Below are 20,849 nucleotides of genomic sequence, written 5' to 3'. Positions count from 1 at the left end.
TCAGGGCCGATCGCAGGCGGATGGCCCGATTTTCACCGAGGCTATCAGCGGTCGGTCTGTCCGTGTCTGCATCAACCATGCGACGCTGTACGCCGTGGCGGACGTCAGAACGCGCCTGGCCGCGGTGTGGCACTTTGTGCACACCGCGCCGCTGACCTACCTGTGGCTGGCGGTGTTGGGGGTCACCACCGTCATCCAGCACCTGGTCGGCCCGCGCCTGCACACCATGCTCGTGGAGCAATCCACCAACCTGCACCACCTGGCCACCGACCCGCTGGAGGTGCTGGTCTCCAGCCTGCTGTGGATCGACGGCAAGGACTGGTCGCCGTATCTGGTGCTGTTCACCCTGTTTCTGGCGCCGGCCGAACACTGGCTGGGGCACCTGCGTTGGCTGATGGTCGGAGTGATCTCCCATGTCGGCGCCACCTATGTCAGCGAGGGCGCGCTCTACTTGCTGATTCACCTGCACCGCGAATCGGAGCGGTTGACCTACGCCCGCGACATCGGCGTCAGCTATTTCCTGGTGGGCGTGATGGCGGTGCTGACCTACCGGATCCGTCGGCCGTGGCGCTGGTTCTACCTGGCCGGCCTAGTCGTGATCTTCACCGTGCCCCTGCTCATCAATCCCGACTTCACCGCGATCGGCCACGCCGCCGCGGTGGTCATCGGGTTGTGCTGTTACCCGCTGACTCACCCCCACCATCCGCTGCGACATCACCCGAGCGCCGTCGGCGGCCACTAGCCTGACAATCGCGGGCAGGGCGAGGAGGGCAAGTGCGGCATTACTACAGCGTCGAGGTCATTCGCGCCGCCGAGGCACCGCTGTTGGCGAGCCTGCCCGAGGGGGTGCTGATGCGCCGGGCCGCGTTCGGGCTGGCGACGGCGATCGCTCGGGAACTGGCCGCGCGCACCGGCGGGGTCGCCGGTCGCAATCTGTGCGCGGTCGTGGGTTCCGGCGACAACGGCGGCGACGCGCTGTGGGCGGCCACCCTGCTGCGCAGACGCGGGGTGGCGGCCAGCGCCATCCTGCTCGACCCCGAGCGCGCCCATGCCAAGGGCCTTGCAGCTTTCCGGCGGGCCGGCGGCCGGGTCGTCGGTACCGTGCCGCCCGCAACGGATCTGGTGATCGACGGAGTGGTCGGGATCTCCGGGCGCGGCCCGTTGCGGCCGAACGCCGCCGAAGTCTTCGCCGCCGTCGAGGCGGCGGGTATTCCGGTGGTGGCCGTCGACATCCCCAGCGGCTTGGATCCGCACACCGGTGCGGCGGACGGTCCCGCGGTGCACGCCGCTCTCACCGTTACCTTCGGCGGTCTCAAGCCGGTGCACGCCCTGGGGCAGTGCGGGCGGGTTGAGCTGGTCGAGATCGGCCTGGACTTGCCGGACACCGACATTCATTCGTTAACCGCAGCAGACGTCGAGGCCTGCTGGCCGGCGCCCGGCCCACGCGACGACAAATACACCCAGGGCGTCACTGGAATCCTGGCCGGCTCGGCGACCTACCCGGGCGCGGCGATCCTGTGCGCCGGGGCAGCGGTGGCGACCACCTCCGGCATGGTGCGCTACGCCGGAAGCGCTGACGCCCAAGTGGTTTCGCACTGGCCGGAGGTGGTGGCGGCGCCTAGCCCGGCCGCCGCCGGGAAAGTGCAGGCGTGGGCGGTCGGTCCCGGTCTGGGCACCGGCGAGCAGGCTGCTGCCGCACTCTGGTTCGCGCTCGGCACCGATCTGCCGGTAATCGTCGACGCCGACGCGCTGACCATCCTGGCCGCCCACCCAACTCTGGTGGCCGAGCGCAGCGCCCCGACGGTGCTCACCCCGCATGCCGGCGAATACGCCCGGCTGGCCGGGCACCCGCCCGGGCCGGACCGGGTCGGCGCGGCCCGCGAGCTGGCCGACCGATTCGGGGCCACCGTGCTGTTGAAGGGCAACGTCACCGTCATCGCGGATCCATCCGGCGGTTCAGCGAGGCTCGACGGAGGAGAGGCGAAGCTGGGACCGGCGCATGAACTCGGCGGCCCGGTCTATCTCAACCCGGCCGGCGGGTCCTGGGCGGCCACCGCGGGCTCCGGGGACGTGTTGTCCGGGATGATCGGCGCGTTGTTGGCATCGGGCCTGCCGCCCGCCCGGGCCGCGGCCGCCGCCGCCTTCGTACACACCCGTGCCGCCGCAGCCTCTGCCGCCGACCCCGGACCCGGCGACACCCCGACGTCGGCCTCGCGCATCTTGGCCCACATCCGCACCGCTATCGCCGAACTGTAGGAGTCGTTGTGACCCATTCCCATCCGTCCGTGCCCGCGCACACCATCGCCCCGGCCTACACCGGCCGGATGTTCACCTCGCCGGTGCCGGCGCTGCGCTTGCCCGACGACCCGATGGACCCGCAGACCGCCTACCGATTCATCCACGATGAGCTGATGCTCGACGGCAGTTCTCGGTTGAATCTGGCCACCTTCGTCACCACCTGGATGGACCCCGAAGCATCGGCGCTGATGGCGGAGTCGTTCGACAAGAACATGATCGACAAGGACGAATACCCGGCCACCGCGGCCATTGAGCAGCGCTGCGTGTCCATGGTCGCCGACCTGTTCCACGCGGAGAACCTGCGCGACGACGACCCCGCCAGTGCGATCGGGGTGTCCACCGTCGGGTCCAGCGAGGCGGTGATGTTGGGCGGGCTGGCGATGAAATGGCGCTGGCGGGCCAAGGTCCAGGCGGCAGGGCAGGACTGGAAAACCAGGACGCCCAACCTCGTGATGGGCGCCAATGTCCAGGTGGTGTGGGAGAAGTTCTGCCGCTACTTCGACGTCGAACCGCGCTACCTGCCGATGGCCGAAGGCCGCTACGTGATCACCCCCGAGCAGGTGATCGACGCCGTCGACGAGAACACCATCGGGGTGGTGGGCATCCTGGGCACCACCTACACCGGCGAACTGGAACCTATCGAGGCGATCTGCGCGGCACTGGACACCCTGGCCGACGGTGGCGGGCCGGACGTGCCGGTGCACGTGGACGCGGCCAGCGGTGGATTCGTGGTGCCGTTCCTGCATCCCGGCCTCAAGTGGGATTTCCGGCTGCCGCGGGTGGTCTCGATCAACGTCAGCGGCCACAAGTACGGCCTGACCTATCCGGGCATCGGTTTCGTGGTGTGGCGGGGCGCCGACTATCTGCCCGAGGAGCTGATATTCCGGGTCAACTACCTGGGCGGGGACATGCCGACGTTCACGCTGAACTTCTCCCGGCCGGGCAACCAGGTCGTCGGCCAGTACTACAACTTCCTGCGGCTGGGCCGCGCCGGCTACACCGAGGTGATGCGGACCCTGTCCGACACCGCCCGCTGGCTGTCGCATCAGTTAGCCGCTTCGGAGCATTTCGAGGTGATCAGCGACGGCTCGGCGATCCCGGTGGTGAGCTGTCGGCTGGCCGGTGAGCGCGGCTATACCGAGTTCGACGTGTCCCACGAGTTGCGGACGTTCGGCTGGCAGGTGCCGGCCTACACCATGCCCGAGGGCGCCGAGGACGTCGCGGTGCTGCGTGTCGTGGTCCGTGAGGGGCTGTCGGCGGACCTTGCCCGGGCGCTCTTCGACGACATCATGAAGGCCGTCAAGGCGCTCGACAAGGTGAAGCCTGGCGGGCACTACGACGCGCAGCACTTCGCCCACTGAGCGGCCCCGCCGAGTGTGCGTTTTCGTTGGCAAAACCGCGTTGAGGCCGACTAAACCGCACACTCGGCGCGAGAGGTCACCAGGTTTTCTGGCAGCCGCGGCTGATCAGGGCTGCTCCGACTCGGTCCAGGAACCGGTCCGGAGCCATGTGCAGCGTGCGGCTGGTCAGCTTGATGTCGATCCAGCCGAGTTCGAGAAGGGTGTTGTAACGCTCGGCGTCACGTTCCCGCTGCTTGGGATCGGTCCAATGGTGGGCGCCTTCGAAGTCGACGCCGACTAGGTGCTCCTTCCACCCCATGTCGATTACGGCGACAAGTTGCCCGTAGTCGCCATACAACGGGATCTGGGTCTGCGGCCGGGGAAACCCAGCCTGCACGAGCAGCAGTCGGGTGAGCGATTCGTATGGGGAGTCGGCTCCTCCATCGACAAGCTGCAACGTCGCATCGAGTTGCCGTAGGCCCCGCGCACCCCGGTGCGCGTCGGCCAGCGCCATGACCTCCACCGCCTTGAGATTGGTGGCATTCATCAAGGCGTCGACGCGCTGCACCCCCTCGGTGAGATTGAGCTGCCTGCCCAGGTCGAACGCCGTACGCGCAGCTGTCGTCACCGGCAGCCCGCGTACCGTCCGAGTCTCGCCGGCCAGCAGCGTGTCGCTGTGCACGGTGAGCAGCGGTGGCGCCCGCCGGTTGGCGTGGATGAGTTCCGCTGGGCTGTCGGCGTCGATCCACTTCGCGCCGAGCATCGCTGACGCCGACAGCCCCGCAAGAACGCCACGCCGACGCGACCACAGCCAGGCGGCCCGGGCCCGCTGGACCGCCGTGAGCTCCACCTCACGTGGCACCCAAACACCGGGGTAGACGCCGACGTAGTCGCGGCGCAGCCGATCGGGGGTTACGGTGCCGGCAGCCAACGCCTCGGCCGCGCGAAACGGCCACCCCGGTGCTGGCATGACCGCAGCGTGGCACCTTGGGGCGGCTCGGCGACGACGCCGATCCACAGGCGGGCGTCGAGTGTGCGTTTTCGGTCACAAGACGGCCTCCGGGCCGATCAAACCGCACACTCGGCGATCTGACGGGCCGGTTTGGCAGGTTCTGGGACAATCGAGGCTGACATGACTGCCATATCCCGAACGTCCGGCCTGCTCGCGCAAGCGCTGGTGGACCTGGACGCCATTGCCCACAACGTGCGGGTGCTGGACGAACACGCTGGCACCGCCGGGGTGATGGCTGTGGTCAAGGCCGACGGTTACGGCCACGGCGCGGTCCCAGTGGCCCGTGCGGCGCTGGGCGCCGGCGCGGCCGAACTCGGGGTGGCCACCGTCGACGAGGCCCTCACATTGCGGGCGGCCGGTATCACCGCACCCGTGCTGGCGTGGCTGCACGGGCCGCACACGGACTTCGCTCCCGCCCTAGCCGCCGACGTGCAGATCGCGGTCTCCTCGGTGTTGCAGCTGGACGAGCTGCTCGACGCGGTGCGACGTACCGGACGGACCGCGACAGTCACGGTCAAGGCCGACACCGGCATGAACCGCAACGGGGTGGGCGCCGCCGACTTCCCGGAACTGGTGACCGCCTTGCAGCGGGCTGTTGCCGACGACGCGATCCGGGTGCGCGGCCTGATGTCGCACCTGGCCTGCGCCGACGAGACGGCTAATCCGGTTAATAATATTCAGGCCCAACGCTTTTCCGATCTGCTGAGCGTGGCCCGCGAGCAGGGGCTGAAGTTCCCGGTCGCCCACCTGGCCAACTCGGCCGGGGCCATGACCCGCCCCGATCTGGCGTTCGACATGGTCCGGCCCGGCATAGCGATGTATGGCCTGAGCCCGATCCCCGAACGTGGTGATATGGGCCTGATTCCGGCGATGACGCTGAAATCGCTTGTGGTGCTGGTCCGTCCGATCAAAGCCGGCGAGGGGGTCTCCTACGGCCACACTTGGGTCGCCCCGGTCGACACCACCGTGGCATTGGTGCCGATGGGCTACGCCGACGGCGTGTTCCGACCGCTGAGCGGACGGTTCGACGTGTTGATCAACGGCCGGCGTCGGCGCAGCGTGGGCCGAGTGTGCATGGACCAGTTCGTCGTCGATCTGGGCCCCGGCCCCGTCGACGTCACCGAGGGTGACGAGGTCATCCTGTTCGGCGCCGGAGCCGACGGAGAACCGCTGGCCCAGGACTGGGCCGATACGTTGGGGACCATCCACTACGAGGTGGTCAACAGCCCACGCGGGCGGGTCGCCCGGACATATCGGGGTGCCGATGGCGGGTAGTCGGCGTGGGTCGCGGCGGGCCGGCGGCTGGCTGGCGGGGATGGCCGGTCTGGCGGCCGTGGGCACCATCGCCGGAAGCACCATCGCCCGGTCGGTGACCCGACGCACCACCGCCGAAGACGCTTACGCCGACGAGGATTTCGAGATCCTCGACCACGACCACAGCTCGGTGGTGGTCACCGACGACGGCGTCGAACTAGCGGTGCGCGATACCGGCCCGCGTAACGCCCCGTTGACCGTGGTGTTCGCGCACGGATTCTGCCTGCGGATGGGCTCTTTCCACTTTCAACGGGCGCGGCTGGCCGCCGAGTGGGGCGATCAGGTGCGCATGGTCTTCTACGACCAGCGCGGGCACGGCGATTCCAGTGTCGCCCCGCCGGGGACCTACACCGTGCCGCGACTCGGCCAGGATCTGGAGGCGGTGCTGCGGGCGGCCGTGCCGCGCGGCCCGATAGTGCTGGTCGGGCATTCGATGGGCGGAATGACGGTGCTGGCGCACGCTCGGCAGTTTCCCCAGCGCTACGGTAGCCGGATCGTCGGTGCGGCGTTGATATCGTCGGCCGCCAAAGGTGTTTCGCGGTCCCCGCTGGGCCAGATCCTGCGTAACCCGGCGCTGGAGGCCGTGCAGTTCAGTGTGCGCTACGCGCCGAAGTTGGTGCACCGCGGCCGCGGCGCGGCGCGCGGGGTGATCGCACCGATTCTGCGGGCCGCCTCCTACGGCACCGACCAGATCAGCCCGAGTGTGGTGGCCTACTCCGAAGAGATGATGCACTCCACCCCGGTCGCCACCATGGTGGGCTTCCTGCACGCCCTGGAAGTGCATGACGAGAGTGCCGCGCTGCCGACGCTGGCCACGATCCCTACGCTGGTCGCCTGTGGCGACCAGGACCTGCTCACCCCGCCGGGGTACTCGCGGGCGATGGCGGCCACGTTGTGGGATTGTGAGCTGGTGATCGTGCCCGGGGCCGGGCATCTGGTGCAGTTGGAGGAACCCGATGTCATCGACGAGGCGCTGGTGCGACTGGTGGAGCGGGCCACCCCGCGCCGTGGCATGCTGACTCACCGGTTGCGCCGGAAGGCCGGGCGCAGTGGCTGATCCGCAGGAGGCGACCTTGGTCACCGCCGAGGACACCGTTGCGCTGGGAGCTCGGCTGGGCGAACAGCTGCGTGCCGGCGACGTGGTGGTGTTGTCGGGGCCGCTGGGCGCCGGAAAAACCGTGTTGGCCAAGGGGATCGCGGCGGCGCTCGATGTCGACGGTCCGGTCACCTCGCCGACGTACGTGCTGGCCCGCGAGCATCGGCCCCGCCGCCCCGACCGCCCGGCGATGATCCACGTCGACCTCTACCGGCTGCTCGACGAGTCGGGCCTGGACCTGTTGGCCGAGCTGGACTCCCTGGATCTTGACACCGAACTCGACGACGCGGTCGTCGTGGTGGAGTGGGGCGAAGGACTGGCCGAGCGGCTCTCCGAACGGCACCTCGACATCCGGTTGGACCGCGCGGCTAACTCCGAGACACGCACCGCGAGCTGGCGGTGGCACGCGTCATGACCGGAGCGATTCTGACCATCGACACCGCCACCCCTGCCGTCACCGCGGGCGTGGTGGCTGCCGATCGGCGCACGGTGTTGGCCGAACGAGTCACCCCCGACGCGCGGGCTCACGCCGAACGATTGACCCCCAATGTGCTGGGGGCCCTGGCCGACGCCGGCCTGAGCATGGCCGACCTCGCTGCGGTCGTGGTGGGTTGCGGGCCGGGACCGTTCACCGGCTTGCGGGTCGGGATGGCCAGCGCCGCCGCCTGCGGCCACGCCCTGGGAATCCCGGTCTACGGCGTGTGCAGCCTGGACGCGATCGGCGTGCGCACCACGGGGCCGGTCCTGGTGGTCACCGACGCTCGCCGTCGGGAGGTCTACTGGGCGCGCTATCGCGACGGCGCCCGGGTCGCGGGCCCCGCGGTGTGTGCCCCGGCCGACGTCGACCCCGCCGATGCCGTCGCGGTGGCCGGTTCGCCCGCCCATACCGAGCTGTTCGACCTTCCCTGCCTCGACATCACCTACCCGTCTCCTGCGGGACTGGTTGCCGCAGTGCGAGATTGGAACGAAGTTCCGGAATCGCTGGTGCCGCTGTATCTGCGCCGCCCGGACGCCAAACCGCCGGCGACGGCCGCGGTGCCGGTGACGCTGGACGCACTGGTGGACAGCGACGCGGAGCGCTGCGCCGAATTGGAAGCCCAACTGTTCGGCGGCGACGACCCGTGGCCCGCCGAGGCATTCAGCCGGGCGATCGGTGCGCGCGACCACCACTACGTCGCGGCCCGGGTCGGCGATGCCGTGGTGGGCTACGGCGGAATCGCGCGACTTGGGCGCACCCCGCCGTTCGAGTACGAGGTGCACACCATCGGGGTGGACAAGGCCCATCAGGGGCGTGGGATCGGGCGGCGACTGCTCACCGACCTGCTGGAGTACGCCGACGGCGGCGTGGTGTACCTGGAGGTACGCACCGACAACGCCGCGGCGATCGCGCTCTACCGCGACGTCGGTTTCGTCGAGACCGGACTGCGTAAGCGCTACTACCGCAACGGCGCAGACGCCTACACAATGCGGCGGGAGGCCCTGTCTTGACAGTAGTCCTGGCCATCGAATCCTCTTGCGACGAAACAGGTGTCGGCATCACCCGCCTGGAAGCCGATGGCACTCTGACGCTGCTGGCCGACGAAGTGGCCTCCAGCGTGGAGGAGCACACCCGCTTCGGCGGGGTGGTACCCGAGATCGCGTCGCGCGCACACCTGGAGGCGTTGGGGCCGACCATGCGCCGGGCGCTGGACAAGGCGGGCATCAAGCGTCCCGACGTCGTGGCGGCCACCATCGGGCCGGGGCTGGCCGGGGCGTTGCTGGTGGGCGCGGCCGCGGCCAAGGCCTACGCGGCGGCCTGGGAGGTCCCGTTCTACGCCGTCAACCACCTGGGCGGGCACCTGGCCGCCGACGTCTACGCGCACGGCCCGCTGCCGGAGTGCGTGGCCCTGCTGGTCTCCGGCGGCCACACCCACCTGCTGCACGTGCGGTCGCTGGGGGAGCCGATCGTCGAGCTGGGCAGCACCGTCGACGACGCCGCGGGGGAGGCCTACGACAAGGTGGCCCGGCTGCTCGGGCTGGGCTATCCGGGTGGGCGGGTGCTCGACGAGCTGGCCCGCACCGGCGACCGCGAGGCGATCACGTTTCCGCGCGGCATGACCGGCCCGCGCGATGACCCGTACGTGTTCAGCTTCTCCGGCCTGAAGACCGCGGTGGCCCGCTATATCGAAAAGCACGGGGCGCAAGCCGCTTTCTCGCCCGCCGACGTGGCGGCCGGGTTCCAGGAGTCGGTCGCCGACGTGCTGACCGCCAAGGCGGTGCGGGCGGCCACCGATCTCGGGGTCGGCACCCTGCTGATCGCCGGGGGAGTGGCCGCCAACTCCCGGCTGCGCGAACTCGCCGAACAACGCTGCGCGGCAGCGGGATTAACGCTGCGCATCCCGCCGCTGCGGTTATGCACCGACAACGGGGCGATGATCGCGTCGTTCGCGGCGCATCTGATCGCCGCGGGGGCGGCGCCGTCGCCGCTGGACGTAGCCACCAACCCGGGCCTGCCGGTGGTGCAGGGACAGGTCTCCTGACCATTCGCAGCGGGGTCCCCTTGAGTGCTAGCACTCTCATGTATAGAGTGCTAGGTGGCAGTCGGTCGGACTCCCGCTCGGCACCCGCGACGACGACGCGAGGGCTCGCACGAATGCCGAACACCTTAAGTAAGTACGTTCCGATGGGCTCGGCATCGGCCGGGTCGCATCCAGACAATGTGGAGGGCTCCAATCGTGGCGAGCGTGAACATCAAGCCACTCGAGGACAAGATCCTCGTTCAGGCCAACGAGGCCGAGACCACGACCGCTTCCGGTCTGGTCATTCCGGACACTGCCAAGGAGAAGCCGCAGGAAGGCACTGTCGTCGCCGTCGGCCCCGGCCGGTGGGACGAGAGTGGCAGCAAGCGGATCCCGCTGGACGTCGCTGAGGGTGACGTCGTCGTGTACAGCAAGTACGGCGGCACCGAGATCAAGTACGGCGGCCAGGAGTACCTGATCCTGTCCGCGCGCGACGTGCTGGCCATCGTCGGCAAGTAGCCACAAAGCAACCACCGTGCCCGCCCCGGAGATCCCCGTTTTACGGGTGATGTCCGGGGCGGCACGCGTAGAGAAAAGGGCTTAAACAGCTATGAGCAAGCAGATTGAGTTCAACGAGGCCGCGCGCCGGGCGATGGAAGCCGGCGTCAACAAGCTCGCCGACGCAGTCCGGGTGACGCTGGGGCCGCGCGGCCGCACGGTGGTGCTGGCCAAGTCCTTCGGCGGCCCGACGGTGACCATGGACGGTGTCACCGTGGCTCGCGACGTGGACCTGGAAGACCCGTTCGAGAACCTCGGCGCGCAGCTGGTGAAGTCGGTGGCCACCAAGACCAACGACGTGGCCGGCGACGGCACCACCACCGCCACCGTGCTGGCCCAGGCCATCATCTCCGGCGGACTGCGCAACGTTGCGGCCGGCGCCAACCCGATCGCGCTGGGCGCCGGCATCGCCAAGGCCGCCGATGCGGTGTCCGAAGCGCTGCTGGCCGCGGCCATCCCGGTCTCCGGCAAGGAATCGATCGCGCAGGTGGCCAACGTGTCCTCGCGTGACGAGGAGATCGGTGAGCTGGTCGGCGAGGCGATGACCAAGGTCGGCAGCGACGGCGTGGTCAGCGTGGAGGAATCCTCGACGCTGTCTACCGAGCTGGAGATCACCGACGGCGTCGGCTTCGACAAGGGTTTCCTGTCGGCCTACTTCGTCACCGACTTCGACTCGCAGGAAGCCGTCCTCGAAGACGCTCTGATCCTGCTGCACCGCGACAAGATCAGCTCGCTGCCGGACCTGCTGCCGCTGCTGGAGAAGGTCGTCGAGGCGGGCAAGCCGCTGCTGATCATCGCCGAGGACGTCGAGGGCGAGCCGCTGTCGACCCTGGTGGTCAACGCAATCCGCAAGACGCTCAAGGCCGTTGCCGTCAAGGCGCCCTACTTCGGTGACCGTCGCAAGGCGTTCCTGGAAGACCTCGCGATCGTCACCGGCGCCCAGGTGATCAACCCCGACGTGGGCCTGACGCTGCGGGAGGCCGGCCTGGACGTGCTGGGCACGGCCCGCCGGGTGGTGGTTAGCAAAGACGACACCGTGATCGTCGACGGCGCCGGGACCGCCGAGGCCATCGCCGGGCGGGTCAAGCAGCTGCGCGCCGAGATCGAGGCGACCGACTCCGACTGGGACCGCGAGAAGCTCGAGGAGCGGCTGGCCAAGCTGGCCGGCGGGGTGGCCGTGATCAAGGTCGGTGCCGCCACCGAGACCGCTCTCAAGGAGCGCAAGCACCGGGTCGAGGACGCGGTGGCGGCGGCCAAGGCCGCGGTGGAGGAGGGCATCGTCACCGGCGGCGGCGCGGCGCTGGTGCAGGCCCGCGCGGCGTTGGCGGGGCTGGCGTTGACCGGCGACGAGGCGACCGGCGCGGAGGTGTTCGCCGCGGCGCTGAGCGCACCGCTGTACTGGATCGCGACCAACGCCGGCGTCGACGGCGCCGTGGTGACCAGCAAGGTCGCCGAGTTGCCGGCCGGGCAGGGCTTCAACGCCGCGACACTGTCCTACGGTGACCTGGCCGCCGACGGTGTCATCGACCCGGTCAAGGTGACCCGCTCGGCGGTGCTCAACGCCGCCTCGGTGGCGCGGATGATCCTGACCACCGAATCGGCTGTGGTCGACAAGCCCGTCGAGGTCGACGCGCACGCCGGCCACGGGCATCACGGGCACGCGCACTAGGTAGTCCGCACGGAACGCACCCCCGGTCCCAATTGGGCCGGGGGTGTTTTCGGTTTGGTGGATGTCGGCGCTGTGGTTGTTGCGATTTGTCGGTCGCTGGCGTAGGACAGGCGGGTGAGCGAAACCGGGAGTGGCGCGCAGCTTGGCCGGTCTGCTTCATTGTTGTGGGACTCAGTCGGAGATGCGGCGCCCACTCTTCCTCGCCATCGCCACGGGTTGACGCGCGAGGAAGTCCGTCGTTCCCAAGAGGTGCGGCTGCGGATCGCAACCGTCGAGGTAGTGGCCGAGCATGGCTACGCCGGGGCCAGTGTTCGCCAGATCGCAGCGCGCGCAGGGATTTCCACCAAGACGTTCTACGAATTGTATCCCGATAAAGAAGCGGCGTTTCTTGCCACCTACGCGGCAGTGGAACTTGTCACCGAGCAGATGCGGGAGGCTGCCGCTGGTGCGCGCACAGCAGCCGAGGTGATCGAGGCCGGGTTGCGAACCTACCTGGAGACGCTGGCCTCGCAACCGGCGTTCACCCAGAGCCTGGTGGTCGAGGCGGTTGCCTCCACCGACCGCATTCGCGCCCGTCGTTCGCAGGGCTTGTGGGACTTCGCCGCGGTCACCGTGGAGCACCTGCGCCGGGTCAGGGGCCCGGCCGGACCCGATCCCGCTCCCACCGCGGCCGACTATGCGTTGCTGATCGGTGCCCTCGGCGGCGTGAACGAGTTGATGGTGCAACACCTTGGATCGGCCCCTGCCTCGACACTGCTCGACATCCTCGACCCGGCTCGCGTCTTGCTGCAGCGCATCGTCCTGACCGCCGAAGAATGCTCGCCCGACGTGCGTGTTTCCCGGTAGGAACAGATGTTCTGTCAGTGCTGTGAGCAGCGATAACGTCCCCAGCTTCGCCTGAGGGCTAGGAGGCCGGCTCCGCTGCGTGCTACCGTCGGCCCAAATGAGACTACGACCGTTTTATCAGTCGTAGAGCGCGAGGAGTTGGAAATGACGTCTATCCCCGAAGTGGATCCAGAAACTGCCCGCGTGCCGGCCACCTTGGCGGGAGGTGCCGACGACCCGTTGGCCCAAGGATCGCTCGGGCGGCACATTGTCGGGCATCCACTTGTGCTGCTGTACGCCAACGTCCCGGCGCTGATCATGCCCACCCTGCACCCGAAGATCGCCCATGTACTCAGCGAGAAGGACCGCGCGCTCAACGGCAGCGAAGACCTGCCCACACTGCAGGCCGCCAGTCGCCGCCTGTTCAGCACCTACGAGATGGTGATGGGCATCGTGTTCGCTGGGCCAGAAGCCGACGATGTGGCCCACGGCTTGCACGAACTGCACCGTCCGATCACCGGGTCGATGCCGGACGGCACCAGCTACCACGCCTGGAACAAAGACGTCTGGAATTGGACCTGGGGGTCCATCCTCAAAGGCGGCCTCGACATCGCTGACGAATTCCGGCTCTTCGCCGACACCGATGAGCGGGAGCAGGCCTACCGGGCGCTCAACGAAGTGGGGCGGCGATTCGGGGTCCGTAGCCTGCCCGACACCTATGCCGGGTTCTGCGAGTATTGGCAGCCGATCGTCGACGAGACGTTGGCCGTCAACCCGCAGGTGCAGTTCATCGTCGACCATGCCCTGAGCCCGGCCAAGCCTCGGGGTTGGCGCCTGGTCCCCATGCCGCTGTGGCGAGCGATCTCCCTGCCGTTGACGCGGACACTGCGCGTCGGGGTGCTTGCCGGAGTACCCGAGAAATTCCACGCCGACATGGGGCTGCGGATAACCGGCCTCGATCGAATCGAACGCAGAGTGCATGCAGCATTCTGGCGCGCAATTCCGATGCCTCTGGCGGGACGGTTCGGCCCGGCCTACTTCTCCCTACGCCGTCGCTTCGGTCAGCCCGGCTGGCGCACCCACTATTCCCGCGCCCAGCTGGAAGCCAACCGCGCGGCCGCAGGCGCGGCCCGTGGAAGCTGAACGGCGAGACTGCAAGGCGTCGAACCCTGTGCAGTTTTCGACCCGACATGCTTGACGCGCCGCCGCCCGCGGCGCAGTGTGATACACGTCATAAGACCACTGGTCACACCCGGTAAAGGCGGCAGCGTATGACCACCAGGGACAAGTACACCGAAGTGCCCGAGCCCTACTCGTGGGAGGTCGCCAGCGTCGGCGACGCGCGCTTCACGTGGGAGTACGACGACGGGCGGGCCCGATTGCTGTCGCTGTATCAGAAGGGTAAGGACAAGCAGTGGGACGCCCAGTCGCGCATCGACTGGTCCCAGGACGTCGACCCGATGAACCCGATCGGTCTGCCCGACGAGTTCCATCCGCTGTTCGGCAGCCCGATGTGGGAGTCCGCGAACGAGGCGCGTCGCGCCGAGATGCGCCAGCACTCCCAGGCCTGGCAGTTCTCCCAGTTCCTGCACGGCGAGCAGGGCGCGATGGTGTGCGCGGCCAAGATCGTCCAGGTCGTCCCGGATCTGGACGCGAAGTTCTACGCGGCCACCCAGACCATGGACGAGGCCCGCCATGTCGAGGCGTTCTCGCGGTTCCTGCAAGAGAAGATCGGCCTGGTCTACCCGATCAACAAGAACCTAACGGCGCTACTGGATGACACCCTGCATGACTCGCGTTGGGACATGCCGTATCTGGGCATGCAGGTCCTCATCGAGGGGCTGGCACTGGCGGCATTCGGCGTGCAGCGTGACCTGGCGGCACCGGACTCACTGGCCAAGAAGGTGCTGGCCTATGTCATGCAGGACGAGGCCCGCCATGTCGCCTTCGGGCGAATCTCGTTGAAGGACTACTACTCCGAGCTCACCCAGGCCGAACGTGACGACCGCGAAGAGTTCGTCGTGGACGCCTGTTACCTGATGCGTGACCGATTCCGTGGCGAGGAGGTCTTCGAGACCCTCGGCCTGGACGTCAAGGAATGCGCGAAATGGGTCGACTCGTCACCGTCGATGACGCAGTTCCGCTCACATCTGTTCAGTCGCATCGTGCCGATCGTCAAAGACATCGGGCTGTGGGGCCCCAAGGTGCAGAAGGCGTTCCGGGACATGGGTGTGCTCGACATGGCCGGCTTCGACATCGAGGCGTTGATGAAGGCAGACGAGGATCAAGCCGAATCCCTGGACCGGGCGCACGCCGAGATGGCGATGCGGGCCGTCGAGGTCAACGAGGTCATCACGGCCGGCGCGAGCTGACCTTGCTTGCGGTAGGTATGACGGCGTTCCTATCGGGCGACCCGAAACCGAATGCATTTGCATCGGTTGTCAATTCATTTTTGGCCCAATGGTGAACAGTCAGCGATGGGTGATTAGCCGCCGCGCAGAACGGGTATGAATCTCCCGCGGCGCTGACCGGGGCGGCGCTAAGGGTGTCGAAAAGGAGATCACCATGAACGCAGTGGCGGCCACCGAATTCCTGGCCCGTTCCACAACGTTGACCAGTGTGGGGTGGATCGGCTACATCGTGATCGGCGCTATCGCCGGCTGGATCGCGGGCATGGCCATGAAGACCAAATATGGCTTGCTCGCCGACGTGGTCGTAGGTGTCGTCGGAGCGTTGATCGGCGGATTCCTGCTCAGCTTCGTCGTCGACACGGCGAGCGGCGGCTGGTGGTTCACCTTGTTCACCGCAATTCTGGGTGCGATCATCCTGCTCTGGCTGCTGCGCCTCTTCGGGCGTGGGGCGTAAGGAATGTCGAAGATGAAAAGCGTTGCGTTTGCCGCCTTTGCGCTGGGTGTGCTGTTTTCCAGCGGGTGTTCGGCCTCGCAGGTGATCAACACCGGCGGCGACACCAAGTGCAAGGATTTCGTCGATCAGGACGAGAAGAAGCAGGACGACGAAATCACCAAGATGCTCAAGGACAAGAGCGGTGCCGACCCATCGAGTCTGGAGATCTCGGCGACCCGTCTGTCGGTGTCCACCTACTGCAAAACACTGGGCAAGCCGGACAGCAAGATATCCGAGGCGCCGCACGGCTGAGGGCACAGCGTGGATAGGTCTGGCTGAGCTCAGTACGAGTTGGTGAACAGCAGCACCAGCGAGTCCCACACGCTCTGGAGCGGATCGCTGGTGGCCACCCCGTTGAACAACAGCGCGTTGATCCAGGCGTCGAAGCCGTTGATGTCGTCGTCGTTGATGTTGACGTAGGTCAGCAGTCCGTCGGTGATGGTGGTGGCGTCGGCGATCTGCTCTGGGGTCAGGCCCAAGTACTCCACGTGCGGGCCGAAGATGTTCAGCAGCGCGCCCCACAGGCCGTTTTCGGCGTAGGAGTCCACGAAGTTGGCCACCGGGTCGGTGGGCAGGCTGTAAATGGTGGTGGGGTACAGGTCATTCGGCGTAGAGCTTCCGATGCTGTCATCCATACCGGTGAAGCTGAGGAAGGCGTCGGTGAACTTGGCCCCCAGTGTCGCATCCATGGCAGCTTCCAGGTGCTGCCAGACGCCGTCCGGGTTTGAGGGATTGCCGATGAATACGAAATGCAGTGCATCGCTGGGGATTCCGTACGCCGCGAGTTGGGCCATGGCCATCGACCCGGCGGTGGCGCTCTGCGAGTAGCCGAAGATTGTCAGCGGGTGGTCGGCATCGAATGCGCCTGGGTTTGCGTCGAATTCCTTCTCCACGGCCAGGACGAGCGCTGTTGCGTCGGCAAGGCTGCTCTGCTGGAACAGTTCGGGTGTCGTCAGCACCTGTAGCGGGGCGCTGCACGGGTCGGTGCCGTCCATGTGGCAGACCATCGAGCCGGTCGAGCCGCCGTTGAAGCCCAGCGCGTTGAGGTACAGCTCTTCTGCGGAGCGTGCATACTCCGGCGACGGCGTCGGCTGGCCGGTTCCGCCGAGGATCAGTGCGGTCTGGCTGCCCGCGAGAGGACCGGTGGTGGCCAGCAGAGTGGCCGCGGCGTGGACGACCGGTTGGCTGGTTGCCACACCGGCCGTAGCCGCCATCAGGCCGACGACGGCGACGTGAGCAACCGTGTTTTTGCCTGCCCTGCCTTGCGATGTCATCGCGCGTACGGCTTGGAGGCTGTCAGAGGGTGTCGGGGCACAGGTGATGCTGCGCGGCGTTGATCAGCATGCGGCCCTTGTCGGCATCGTTCGGGTTCACCTGGGCCAGCGTCTGTTCGGGCTTCTCGCCCAGACGCAGCCGGTTGCAGGCCATCCAGCCGTTGGCCACCACCACGCCGTCGGGCAACTGCTGGTCTCCCAGCGTCAGGCCCGGAAACCCATTGGATCGCAGTTCATTGAGGAATCCCTCGTCGTCAGCGCTCGCGATGGGTGCGCCGATCAGGCCCACGGCGAACCCCGCTGCGACGGTGGCGAACAGCAGGTGCTTCTGCACGGTGCTCTCCTTGCTCTTCTTGACCTCGCAGCCCCGCGGGCTGCCGAAAGAAAAGCGTAATGGCGCAACCGGCCTGTGGTCGCCAGAACCGAGTGATCCGCGCTCAAGCGAGCGAACAGCCCCCGGCTAACCGGGGGCTGCTCAGGGTGCCCACGGGCCGCGGATGTGACGCCGCGGCCGGTCGGGAAGTAATCAGCCGCTGGGGCGCAGGTTGCAGCGCAGCGCGGCGTGCCGCTCGGCTTCGGACATGCCGCCCCAGATGCCATAGGGCTCACCTACGGCGAGTGCGTGCGTCCGGCACTGTTCCAGAACGGGGCAACTGCGGCACCACTTCTTGGCGTTCTGCTCGCGCTGGGCTCGGGCGCGGCCGCGCTCGCCGTCGGGCGGGAAGAACACCGATGAGTCGACCCCCCGACATGCTCCCCGGAGCTGCCAATCCCATACGTCCGCGTTGCGGCCGGGCAATTGCTCAACCTGTGGCATGGGAACCCCTCTCAAAACGCTGTTGGGGCCGGATCTTTGGGATGCGGCTTGTCGAGCGGTATCTCGGGTGGTGCGCGTAAAACAGCGCCGGCTGTCTTCCGGCGCCGAGGGGACGGTAACTAAACGATCTGAAGTAAAACCAACGCGATGGTTAAGAAAGGCTGGCCTAAACGGGTGGAGTTTCCGTGAGAGTGGATGTTATTCCGCATTCTGTGGAGTGGTTATGCGAAGGCGGTACCGCGTAACGTCGCCCAGCGATGATTGACGACCCACATGCCGTCCTGGTGGCCGCCGCTTTCGGCGATGAACCCGGCCGCTGGCCCTTGCCCAAGGCGACCAATCCCCGGCAGCGGTGGCTTCGTGCCGTCGCGGCTGGGGGGCAGGGGCGCTACGCCAGCGCCGCCGCCGACCTGGCGGCGTTGGTGCGGGAGGTGCCGGCCGGACCGCTGGCCTCCCTGGCATACAGCACCCGGGGCTCGTTCCTGCGCCAACTCGGCGGGCACGATTTGGCCCGCGGCTTCGACGGCCGGGCGCTGGCGCTGGCCCTCAACGACCGCGAAGTCGACCCGCAGGCCCGCGCCGATGCGCTGGTCGGGCTGGCCGCCGACGCCCTGGGAGTTGGCCGTTTCGCGGCGTCGGCGGCACTGCTGGCCCGGGCCGAACCGGAGCCGGCCGCCGCGCCGTCGCGCCTGGTGGTCCGCCGGCATTGGGTGACCGCAGAATTGGCGATGGTCACCGGCGACGGAGCCACCGCGGTGCGTCATGCCGAGCAGGCATGCGAGCTCGTGAGTGACGGCATGGTGCGACATCGGGTGAAAAGTCAGGTGGTGCTGGCCGGTGCGCTGTGCTGTGCGGGGAATCTCGATCGAGCGCGCGTCGTGGCCGAAGCGGCATTGCGGGACACCGGCCGGCTGGGGCTGATTCCCCTGCAATGGGCGCTGGCGTGCATGTTGGCCGATTTGAACGACGCCGCCAGCACGTACTCGGCGGAAGAGTTACGCGGTCTGCGTGACGAGGCCGCACAGCTGGTGGTCCACCGCGGCGGAACCTGGCAGCGCCGGGATCAGCGGTAGCCGTCGGCTTCCCTGGTCACCCCGTTGAGCGACGCATCGGCGTAACCGCGGCAGTAATCCCACGTCACGTAACTGTCCGGCTCCGGGTCGTAGGCCGGCTCGTGCGGCCGGACGGTGCCGTCGATGAGCAGCTGCAGCAGGTTGGCGCGCAGCATGTCCCAGTCGTGGTAGTGGTCCTGCTGGCAGTCGTCGCAGCACACCACCAGGCCGCGAATTCCCCTGTGCGCCAGTAACGCTTCGTAGACCGCCAGATCGGCGAGGTCGGCCTCGACTGCGGACCGTTCCTGCGGGTCCAGCGGCTGGCCCGGTTCGACGGCGTCCAGTGCGGCAGACGGGTCATGCGGATCGTCGGCGAACGGGTCGGGCGGTAAACCGGGTGGCAGGTGGTCACGCACGCCCATCAGGGTACGCAGTCGCCATGACAGAACGCCAGCGGCGGGTCCAGGGGCCCGCCCAAAGGGCAAGGGTGGTGGGGGGCGAAAGCAGCTGTGCGCCGCTATTAGGATGGACTTCTCACCCCGGCTTTGTAGTGGAGGCTCCCAGATGGCCGTTGGTTGTCCAAAACAGAGGTCAGCGCTCCGATGATTGATGCCATGGGCCCGCAAGGCGATGCGGTATACCCCGGCGGCGCGCTCGACGGACAGTCGCCCAAGATCGCAATGTTGGGGCTGACCTTCGACGACGTCCTGCTGCTTCCGGCAGCATCCGACGTGGTGCCGGCCACCGCCGACACCGCGAGTCGGCTCACGCGCAACATCGCGCTCAAGGTGCCGCTGGTCAGCTCCGCGATGGACACGGTCACCGAGGCCCGGATGGCGATCGCGATGGCCCGCGCCGGTGGCATGGGCGTGTTGCACCGCAATCTGCCCGTCACCGAGCAGGCCGGCCAGGTCGAGACCGTCAAGCGGTCCGAGGCCGGGATGGTCACCGACCCGGTCACCTGTACGCCGGAGAACACCCTGGCCGAGGTGGATGCGCTGTGCGCCCGCTTCCGGATCTCCGGGTTGCCGGTAGTGGACTCCCTGGGCCAACTTGTTGGCATCATCACCAACCGGGACATGCGCTTCGAGGTCGACCAGAACAAGCCGGTCGCCGAGGTGATGACCAAGACGCCGCTGATCACCGCACAGGAGGGCGTCTCCGCCGACGCCGCACTGGGTCTGCTGCGCCGGCACAAGATCGAGAAACTGCCGATCGTCGACGGCCACGGCAAGCTGACCGGGCTGATCACCGTCAAGGACTTCGTCAAGACCGAGCAGCACCCGCTGGCCACCAAGGACAGCGACGGCCGGCTGCTGGTCGGCGCCGCGGTGGGTGTTGGCGACGACGCCTGGATTCGGGCGATGACGCTGGTGGACGCCGGAGTTGATGTGCTGATCGTGGACACCGCGCACGCCCACAACCGCGGGGTGCTGGACATGGTGGGCAAGCTCAAAGCCGAAGTGGGGGAGCGGGTCGATGTGGTCGGCGGCAACGTGGCCACCCGAAGCGGCGCCGCGGCGTTGGTCGAGGCCGGCGCCGACGCGGTGAAGGTCGGGGTGGGTCCCGGCTCGATCTGCACCACCCGGGTGGTCGCCGGGGTGGGCGCCCCGCAGATCACCGCCATCATGGAGGCCGTCGCCGTGTGCGCCCCGGCCGGTGTGCCGGTGATCGCCGACGGTGGACTGCAGTACTCCGGAGACATCGCCAAGGCGCTGGCCGCCGGCGCCTCGACGACGATGCTGGGTTCACTGTTGGCCGGCACCGCAGAGTCGCCCGGCGAGCTGATCTTCGTCAACGGCAAGCAGTTCAAGAGCTATCGCGGGATGGGGTCGCTGGGCGCCATGCAAGGCCGCGGCGGAGCCAAGTCCTACTCCAAGGACCGCTACTTCCAGGACGACGCGCTCTCCGAGGACAAGCTGGTGCCAGAGGGCATCGAGGGCCGGGTGCCGTTCCGGGGCCCGTTGAGCACGGTCATCCACCAGCTCACCGGCGGGCTGCGGGCGGCGATGGGATACACCGGTTCGGCCACCATCGAGCAGCTGCAGCAGGCACAGTTCGTGCGCATCACCGCCGCGGGTCTGAAGGAAAGCCACCCGCACGACATCACCATGACCGTCGAAGCCCCCAACTACTACGTGCGCTGAGCAGACGTTCGTTCCCGCGTCTGCGCGCAGACAAGCAGAGCAACA

At 67.9% G+C, this 20,849-nt stretch carries 22 protein-coding genes and 1 pseudogene; 18 read left to right on the top strand and 5 right to left on the bottom strand.

Features of this window, described 5'->3' with window-relative positions:
* Positions 1-94 precede the first annotated feature (94 nt).
* Genes ACKY0X_RS17565 through ACKY0X_RS17555 form a run of 3 tightly spaced genes read left to right on the top strand, consistent with a single transcriptional unit; the run spans position 95 to position 3,659 of the window.
* Complete coding sequence (locus ACKY0X_RS17565; RefSeq protein ID WP_409427078.1) at positions 95-742, top strand: rhomboid-like protein; 648 nt, start codon at positions 95-97, stop codon at positions 740-742.
* Between the two features lie 32 nt (positions 743-774).
* On the top strand, positions 775-2,256 hold the full coding sequence (locus ACKY0X_RS17560; RefSeq protein WP_409427077.1) for a bifunctional ADP-dependent NAD(P)H-hydrate dehydratase/NAD(P)H-hydrate epimerase: 1,482 nt from the start codon (positions 775-777) through the stop codon (positions 2,254-2,256).
* Between the two features lie 8 nt (positions 2,257-2,264).
* Complete coding sequence (locus ACKY0X_RS17555) at positions 2,265-3,659, top strand: glutamate decarboxylase (RefSeq protein ID WP_409427076.1); 1,395 nt, start codon at positions 2,265-2,267, stop codon at positions 3,657-3,659.
* A gap of 76 nt (positions 3,660-3,735) precedes the next feature.
* Here the strand turns inward: ACKY0X_RS17555 and ACKY0X_RS17550 are convergent, their stop codons facing one another.
* Positions 3,736-4,608: a hypothetical protein gene (locus tag ACKY0X_RS17550; RefSeq protein WP_409427075.1), complete on the bottom strand. Its 873-nt coding sequence runs from the start codon at positions 4,606-4,608 to the stop codon at positions 3,736-3,738.
* 162 nt (positions 4,609-4,770) lie between these two features.
* Here ACKY0X_RS17550 and alr point away from each other — a divergent pair, with 162 nt between their 5' ends.
* The 13 genes and pseudogenes from alr to ACKY0X_RS17485 all read left to right on the top strand — a co-directional run bounded on the left by alr (position 4,771) and on the right by ACKY0X_RS17485 (position 15,766).
* Positions 4,771-5,925 carry an alanine racemase gene (gene alr, locus ACKY0X_RS17545; RefSeq protein ID WP_409427074.1) on the top strand — a complete coding sequence of 385 codons (1,155 nt, stop codon included), beginning with the start codon at positions 4,771-4,773 and terminating at the stop codon, positions 5,923-5,925.
* Positions 5,915-7,021 (top strand): alpha/beta fold hydrolase, encoded by a 1,107-nt coding sequence (locus ACKY0X_RS17540; protein ID WP_409427073.1) that lies wholly within the window; start codon positions 5,915-5,917, stop codon positions 7,019-7,021. Before alr ends, ACKY0X_RS17540 begins: the two co-directional genes overlap by 11 nt.
* Complete coding sequence (tsaE, locus tag ACKY0X_RS17535) at positions 7,014-7,475, top strand: tRNA (adenosine(37)-N6)-threonylcarbamoyltransferase complex ATPase subunit type 1 TsaE (protein ID WP_409427072.1); 462 nt, start codon at positions 7,014-7,016, stop codon at positions 7,473-7,475. Before ACKY0X_RS17540 ends, tsaE begins: the two co-directional genes overlap by 8 nt.
* A pseudogene (tsaB, locus tag ACKY0X_RS17530) lies at positions 7,472-8,086 on the top strand (tRNA (adenosine(37)-N6)-threonylcarbamoyltransferase complex dimerization subunit type 1 TsaB); the annotation flags it as partial. The gene tsaE and the pseudogene tsaB, both read left to right, overlap by 4 nt.
* Before the next feature lie 9 nt (positions 8,087-8,095).
* Positions 8,096-8,548: a ribosomal protein S18-alanine N-acetyltransferase gene (gene rimI / locus ACKY0X_RS17525; RefSeq protein ID WP_409429680.1), complete on the top strand. Its 453-nt coding sequence runs from the start codon at positions 8,096-8,098 to the stop codon at positions 8,546-8,548.
* Positions 8,545-9,579, top strand: coding sequence for a tRNA (adenosine(37)-N6)-threonylcarbamoyltransferase complex transferase subunit TsaD (tsaD, locus tag ACKY0X_RS17520; protein WP_409427071.1), 1,035 nt, complete (start codon positions 8,545-8,547; stop codon positions 9,577-9,579). The genes rimI and tsaD overlap by 4 nt, the downstream gene beginning before the upstream one ends.
* Positions 9,580-9,774: 195 nt before the next feature.
* The gene (gene groES / locus ACKY0X_RS17515; protein WP_046286723.1) at positions 9,775-10,077 is read left to right on the top strand and encodes a co-chaperone GroES; all 303 of its coding nucleotides are present in this window, start codon (positions 9,775-9,777) and stop codon (positions 10,075-10,077) included.
* 91 nt (positions 10,078-10,168) lie between these two features.
* Complete coding sequence (gene groL, locus ACKY0X_RS17510) at positions 10,169-11,785, top strand: chaperonin GroEL (protein ID WP_409427070.1); 1,617 nt, start codon at positions 10,169-10,171, stop codon at positions 11,783-11,785.
* A gap of 216 nt (positions 11,786-12,001) precedes the next feature.
* A complete protein-coding gene (locus ACKY0X_RS17505; protein ID WP_409427069.1) occupies positions 12,002-12,631 on the top strand; it encodes a TetR/AcrR family transcriptional regulator in 630 nt (209 codons plus the stop codon).
* A 144-nt stretch (positions 12,632-12,775) separates the two neighbouring features.
* Positions 12,776-13,753 carry an oxygenase MpaB family protein gene (locus tag ACKY0X_RS17500; RefSeq protein ID WP_409427068.1) on the top strand — a complete coding sequence of 326 codons (978 nt, stop codon included), beginning with the start codon at positions 12,776-12,778 and terminating at the stop codon, positions 13,751-13,753.
* Between the two features lie 128 nt (positions 13,754-13,881).
* Complete coding sequence (locus tag ACKY0X_RS17495; RefSeq protein ID WP_409427067.1) at positions 13,882-14,982, top strand: ferritin-like domain-containing protein; 1,101 nt, start codon at positions 13,882-13,884, stop codon at positions 14,980-14,982.
* Between the two features lie 193 nt (positions 14,983-15,175).
* Complete coding sequence (locus ACKY0X_RS17490; RefSeq protein ID WP_409427066.1) at positions 15,176-15,475, top strand: GlsB/YeaQ/YmgE family stress response membrane protein; 300 nt, start codon at positions 15,176-15,178, stop codon at positions 15,473-15,475.
* Between the two features lie 12 nt (positions 15,476-15,487).
* Positions 15,488-15,766: a hypothetical protein gene (locus ACKY0X_RS17485; protein ID WP_409427065.1), complete on the top strand. Its 279-nt coding sequence runs from the start codon at positions 15,488-15,490 to the stop codon at positions 15,764-15,766.
* A 29-nt stretch (positions 15,767-15,795) separates the two neighbouring features.
* On the opposite strand, the gene ACKY0X_RS17480 is transcribed toward ACKY0X_RS17485, so the two are convergent.
* The 3 genes from ACKY0X_RS17480 to ACKY0X_RS17470 form a co-directional block, all read right to left on the bottom strand.
* Entirely contained in the window at positions 15,796-16,728 is a 933-nt protein-coding gene (locus ACKY0X_RS17480; protein WP_409427064.1) for a PE-PPE domain-containing protein, read from the bottom strand.
* An 82-nt stretch (positions 16,729-16,810) separates the two neighbouring features.
* Positions 16,811-17,122 (bottom strand): DUF732 domain-containing protein, encoded by a 312-nt coding sequence (locus ACKY0X_RS17475; RefSeq protein WP_409427063.1) that lies wholly within the window; start codon positions 17,120-17,122, stop codon positions 16,811-16,813.
* 192 nt (positions 17,123-17,314) lie between these two features.
* On the bottom strand, positions 17,315-17,605 hold the full coding sequence (locus ACKY0X_RS17470) for a WhiB family transcriptional regulator (protein ID WP_046189106.1): 291 nt from the start codon (positions 17,603-17,605) through the stop codon (positions 17,315-17,317).
* A 257-nt stretch (positions 17,606-17,862) separates the two neighbouring features.
* Between ACKY0X_RS17470 and ACKY0X_RS17465 the strand changes: the two genes are divergently transcribed.
* On the top strand, positions 17,863-18,678 hold the full coding sequence (locus tag ACKY0X_RS17465; RefSeq protein ID WP_409427062.1) for a hypothetical protein: 816 nt from the start codon (positions 17,863-17,865) through the stop codon (positions 18,676-18,678).
* Here ACKY0X_RS17465 and ACKY0X_RS17460 read toward each other — a convergent pair.
* Positions 18,669-19,073 carry a DUF5319 domain-containing protein gene (locus tag ACKY0X_RS17460; RefSeq protein WP_046285244.1) on the bottom strand — a complete coding sequence of 135 codons (405 nt, stop codon included), beginning with the start codon at positions 19,071-19,073 and terminating at the stop codon, positions 18,669-18,671. The genes ACKY0X_RS17465 and ACKY0X_RS17460 overlap by 10 nt on opposite strands.
* A gap of 198 nt (positions 19,074-19,271) precedes the next feature.
* On the opposite strand from ACKY0X_RS17460, the gene guaB reads away from it, so the two are divergent.
* Complete coding sequence (gene guaB, locus ACKY0X_RS17455; protein WP_046285235.1) at positions 19,272-20,804, top strand: IMP dehydrogenase; 1,533 nt, start codon at positions 19,272-19,274, stop codon at positions 20,802-20,804.
* The last annotated feature ends 45 nt before the right edge of the window (positions 20,805-20,849 follow it).

It is taken from the genome of Mycobacterium sp. SMC-11, from assembly GCF_046250095.1.
In the GTDB taxonomy this organism is placed as follows: Bacteria; Actinomycetota; Actinomycetes; order Mycobacteriales; family Mycobacteriaceae; genus Mycobacterium; species Mycobacterium heraklionense_A.
Note: the sequence above shows the minus strand (reverse complement) of the source record. Positions and strands in the feature narration are given on the sequence as shown.

Excerpts from the sequence above, each read along its gene's own strand:
- ACKY0X_RS17540 (WP_409427073.1), top strand. The coding sequence starts at position 5,915 with ATGGCGGGTAGTCGGCGTGGGTCGCGGCGGGCCGGCGGCTGGCTGGCG.
- ACKY0X_RS17495 (WP_409427067.1), top strand. The coding sequence starts at position 13,882 with ATGACCACCAGGGACAAGTACACCGAAGTGCCCGAGCCCTACTCGTGG.
- alr (WP_409427074.1), top strand. The coding sequence starts at position 4,771 with ATGACTGCCATATCCCGAACGTCCGGCCTGCTCGCGCAAGCGCTGGTG.
- ACKY0X_RS17470 (WP_046189106.1), bottom strand. The coding sequence starts at position 17,605 with ATGCCACAGGTTGAGCAATTGCCCGGCCGCAACGCGGACGTATGGGAT.
- ACKY0X_RS17465 (WP_409427062.1), top strand. The coding sequence starts at position 17,863 with ATGATTGACGACCCACATGCCGTCCTGGTGGCCGCCGCTTTCGGCGAT.
- ACKY0X_RS17490 (WP_409427066.1), top strand. The coding sequence starts at position 15,176 with ATGAACGCAGTGGCGGCCACCGAATTCCTGGCCCGTTCCACAACGTTG.
- ACKY0X_RS17480 (WP_409427064.1), bottom strand. The coding sequence starts at position 16,728 with ATGGCGGCTACGGCCGGTGTGGCAACCAGCCAACCGGTCGTCCACGCC.
- ACKY0X_RS17485 (WP_409427065.1), top strand. The coding sequence starts at position 15,488 with ATGAAAAGCGTTGCGTTTGCCGCCTTTGCGCTGGGTGTGCTGTTTTCC.
- groL (WP_409427070.1), top strand. The coding sequence starts at position 10,169 with ATGAGCAAGCAGATTGAGTTCAACGAGGCCGCGCGCCGGGCGATGGAA.
- ACKY0X_RS17500 (WP_409427068.1), top strand. The coding sequence starts at position 12,776 with ATGACGTCTATCCCCGAAGTGGATCCAGAAACTGCCCGCGTGCCGGCC.
- guaB (WP_046285235.1), top strand. The coding sequence starts at position 19,272 with ATGGGCCCGCAAGGCGATGCGGTATACCCCGGCGGCGCGCTCGACGGA.
- ACKY0X_RS17550 (WP_409427075.1), bottom strand. The coding sequence starts at position 4,608 with ATGCCAGCACCGGGGTGGCCGTTTCGCGCGGCCGAGGCGTTGGCTGCC.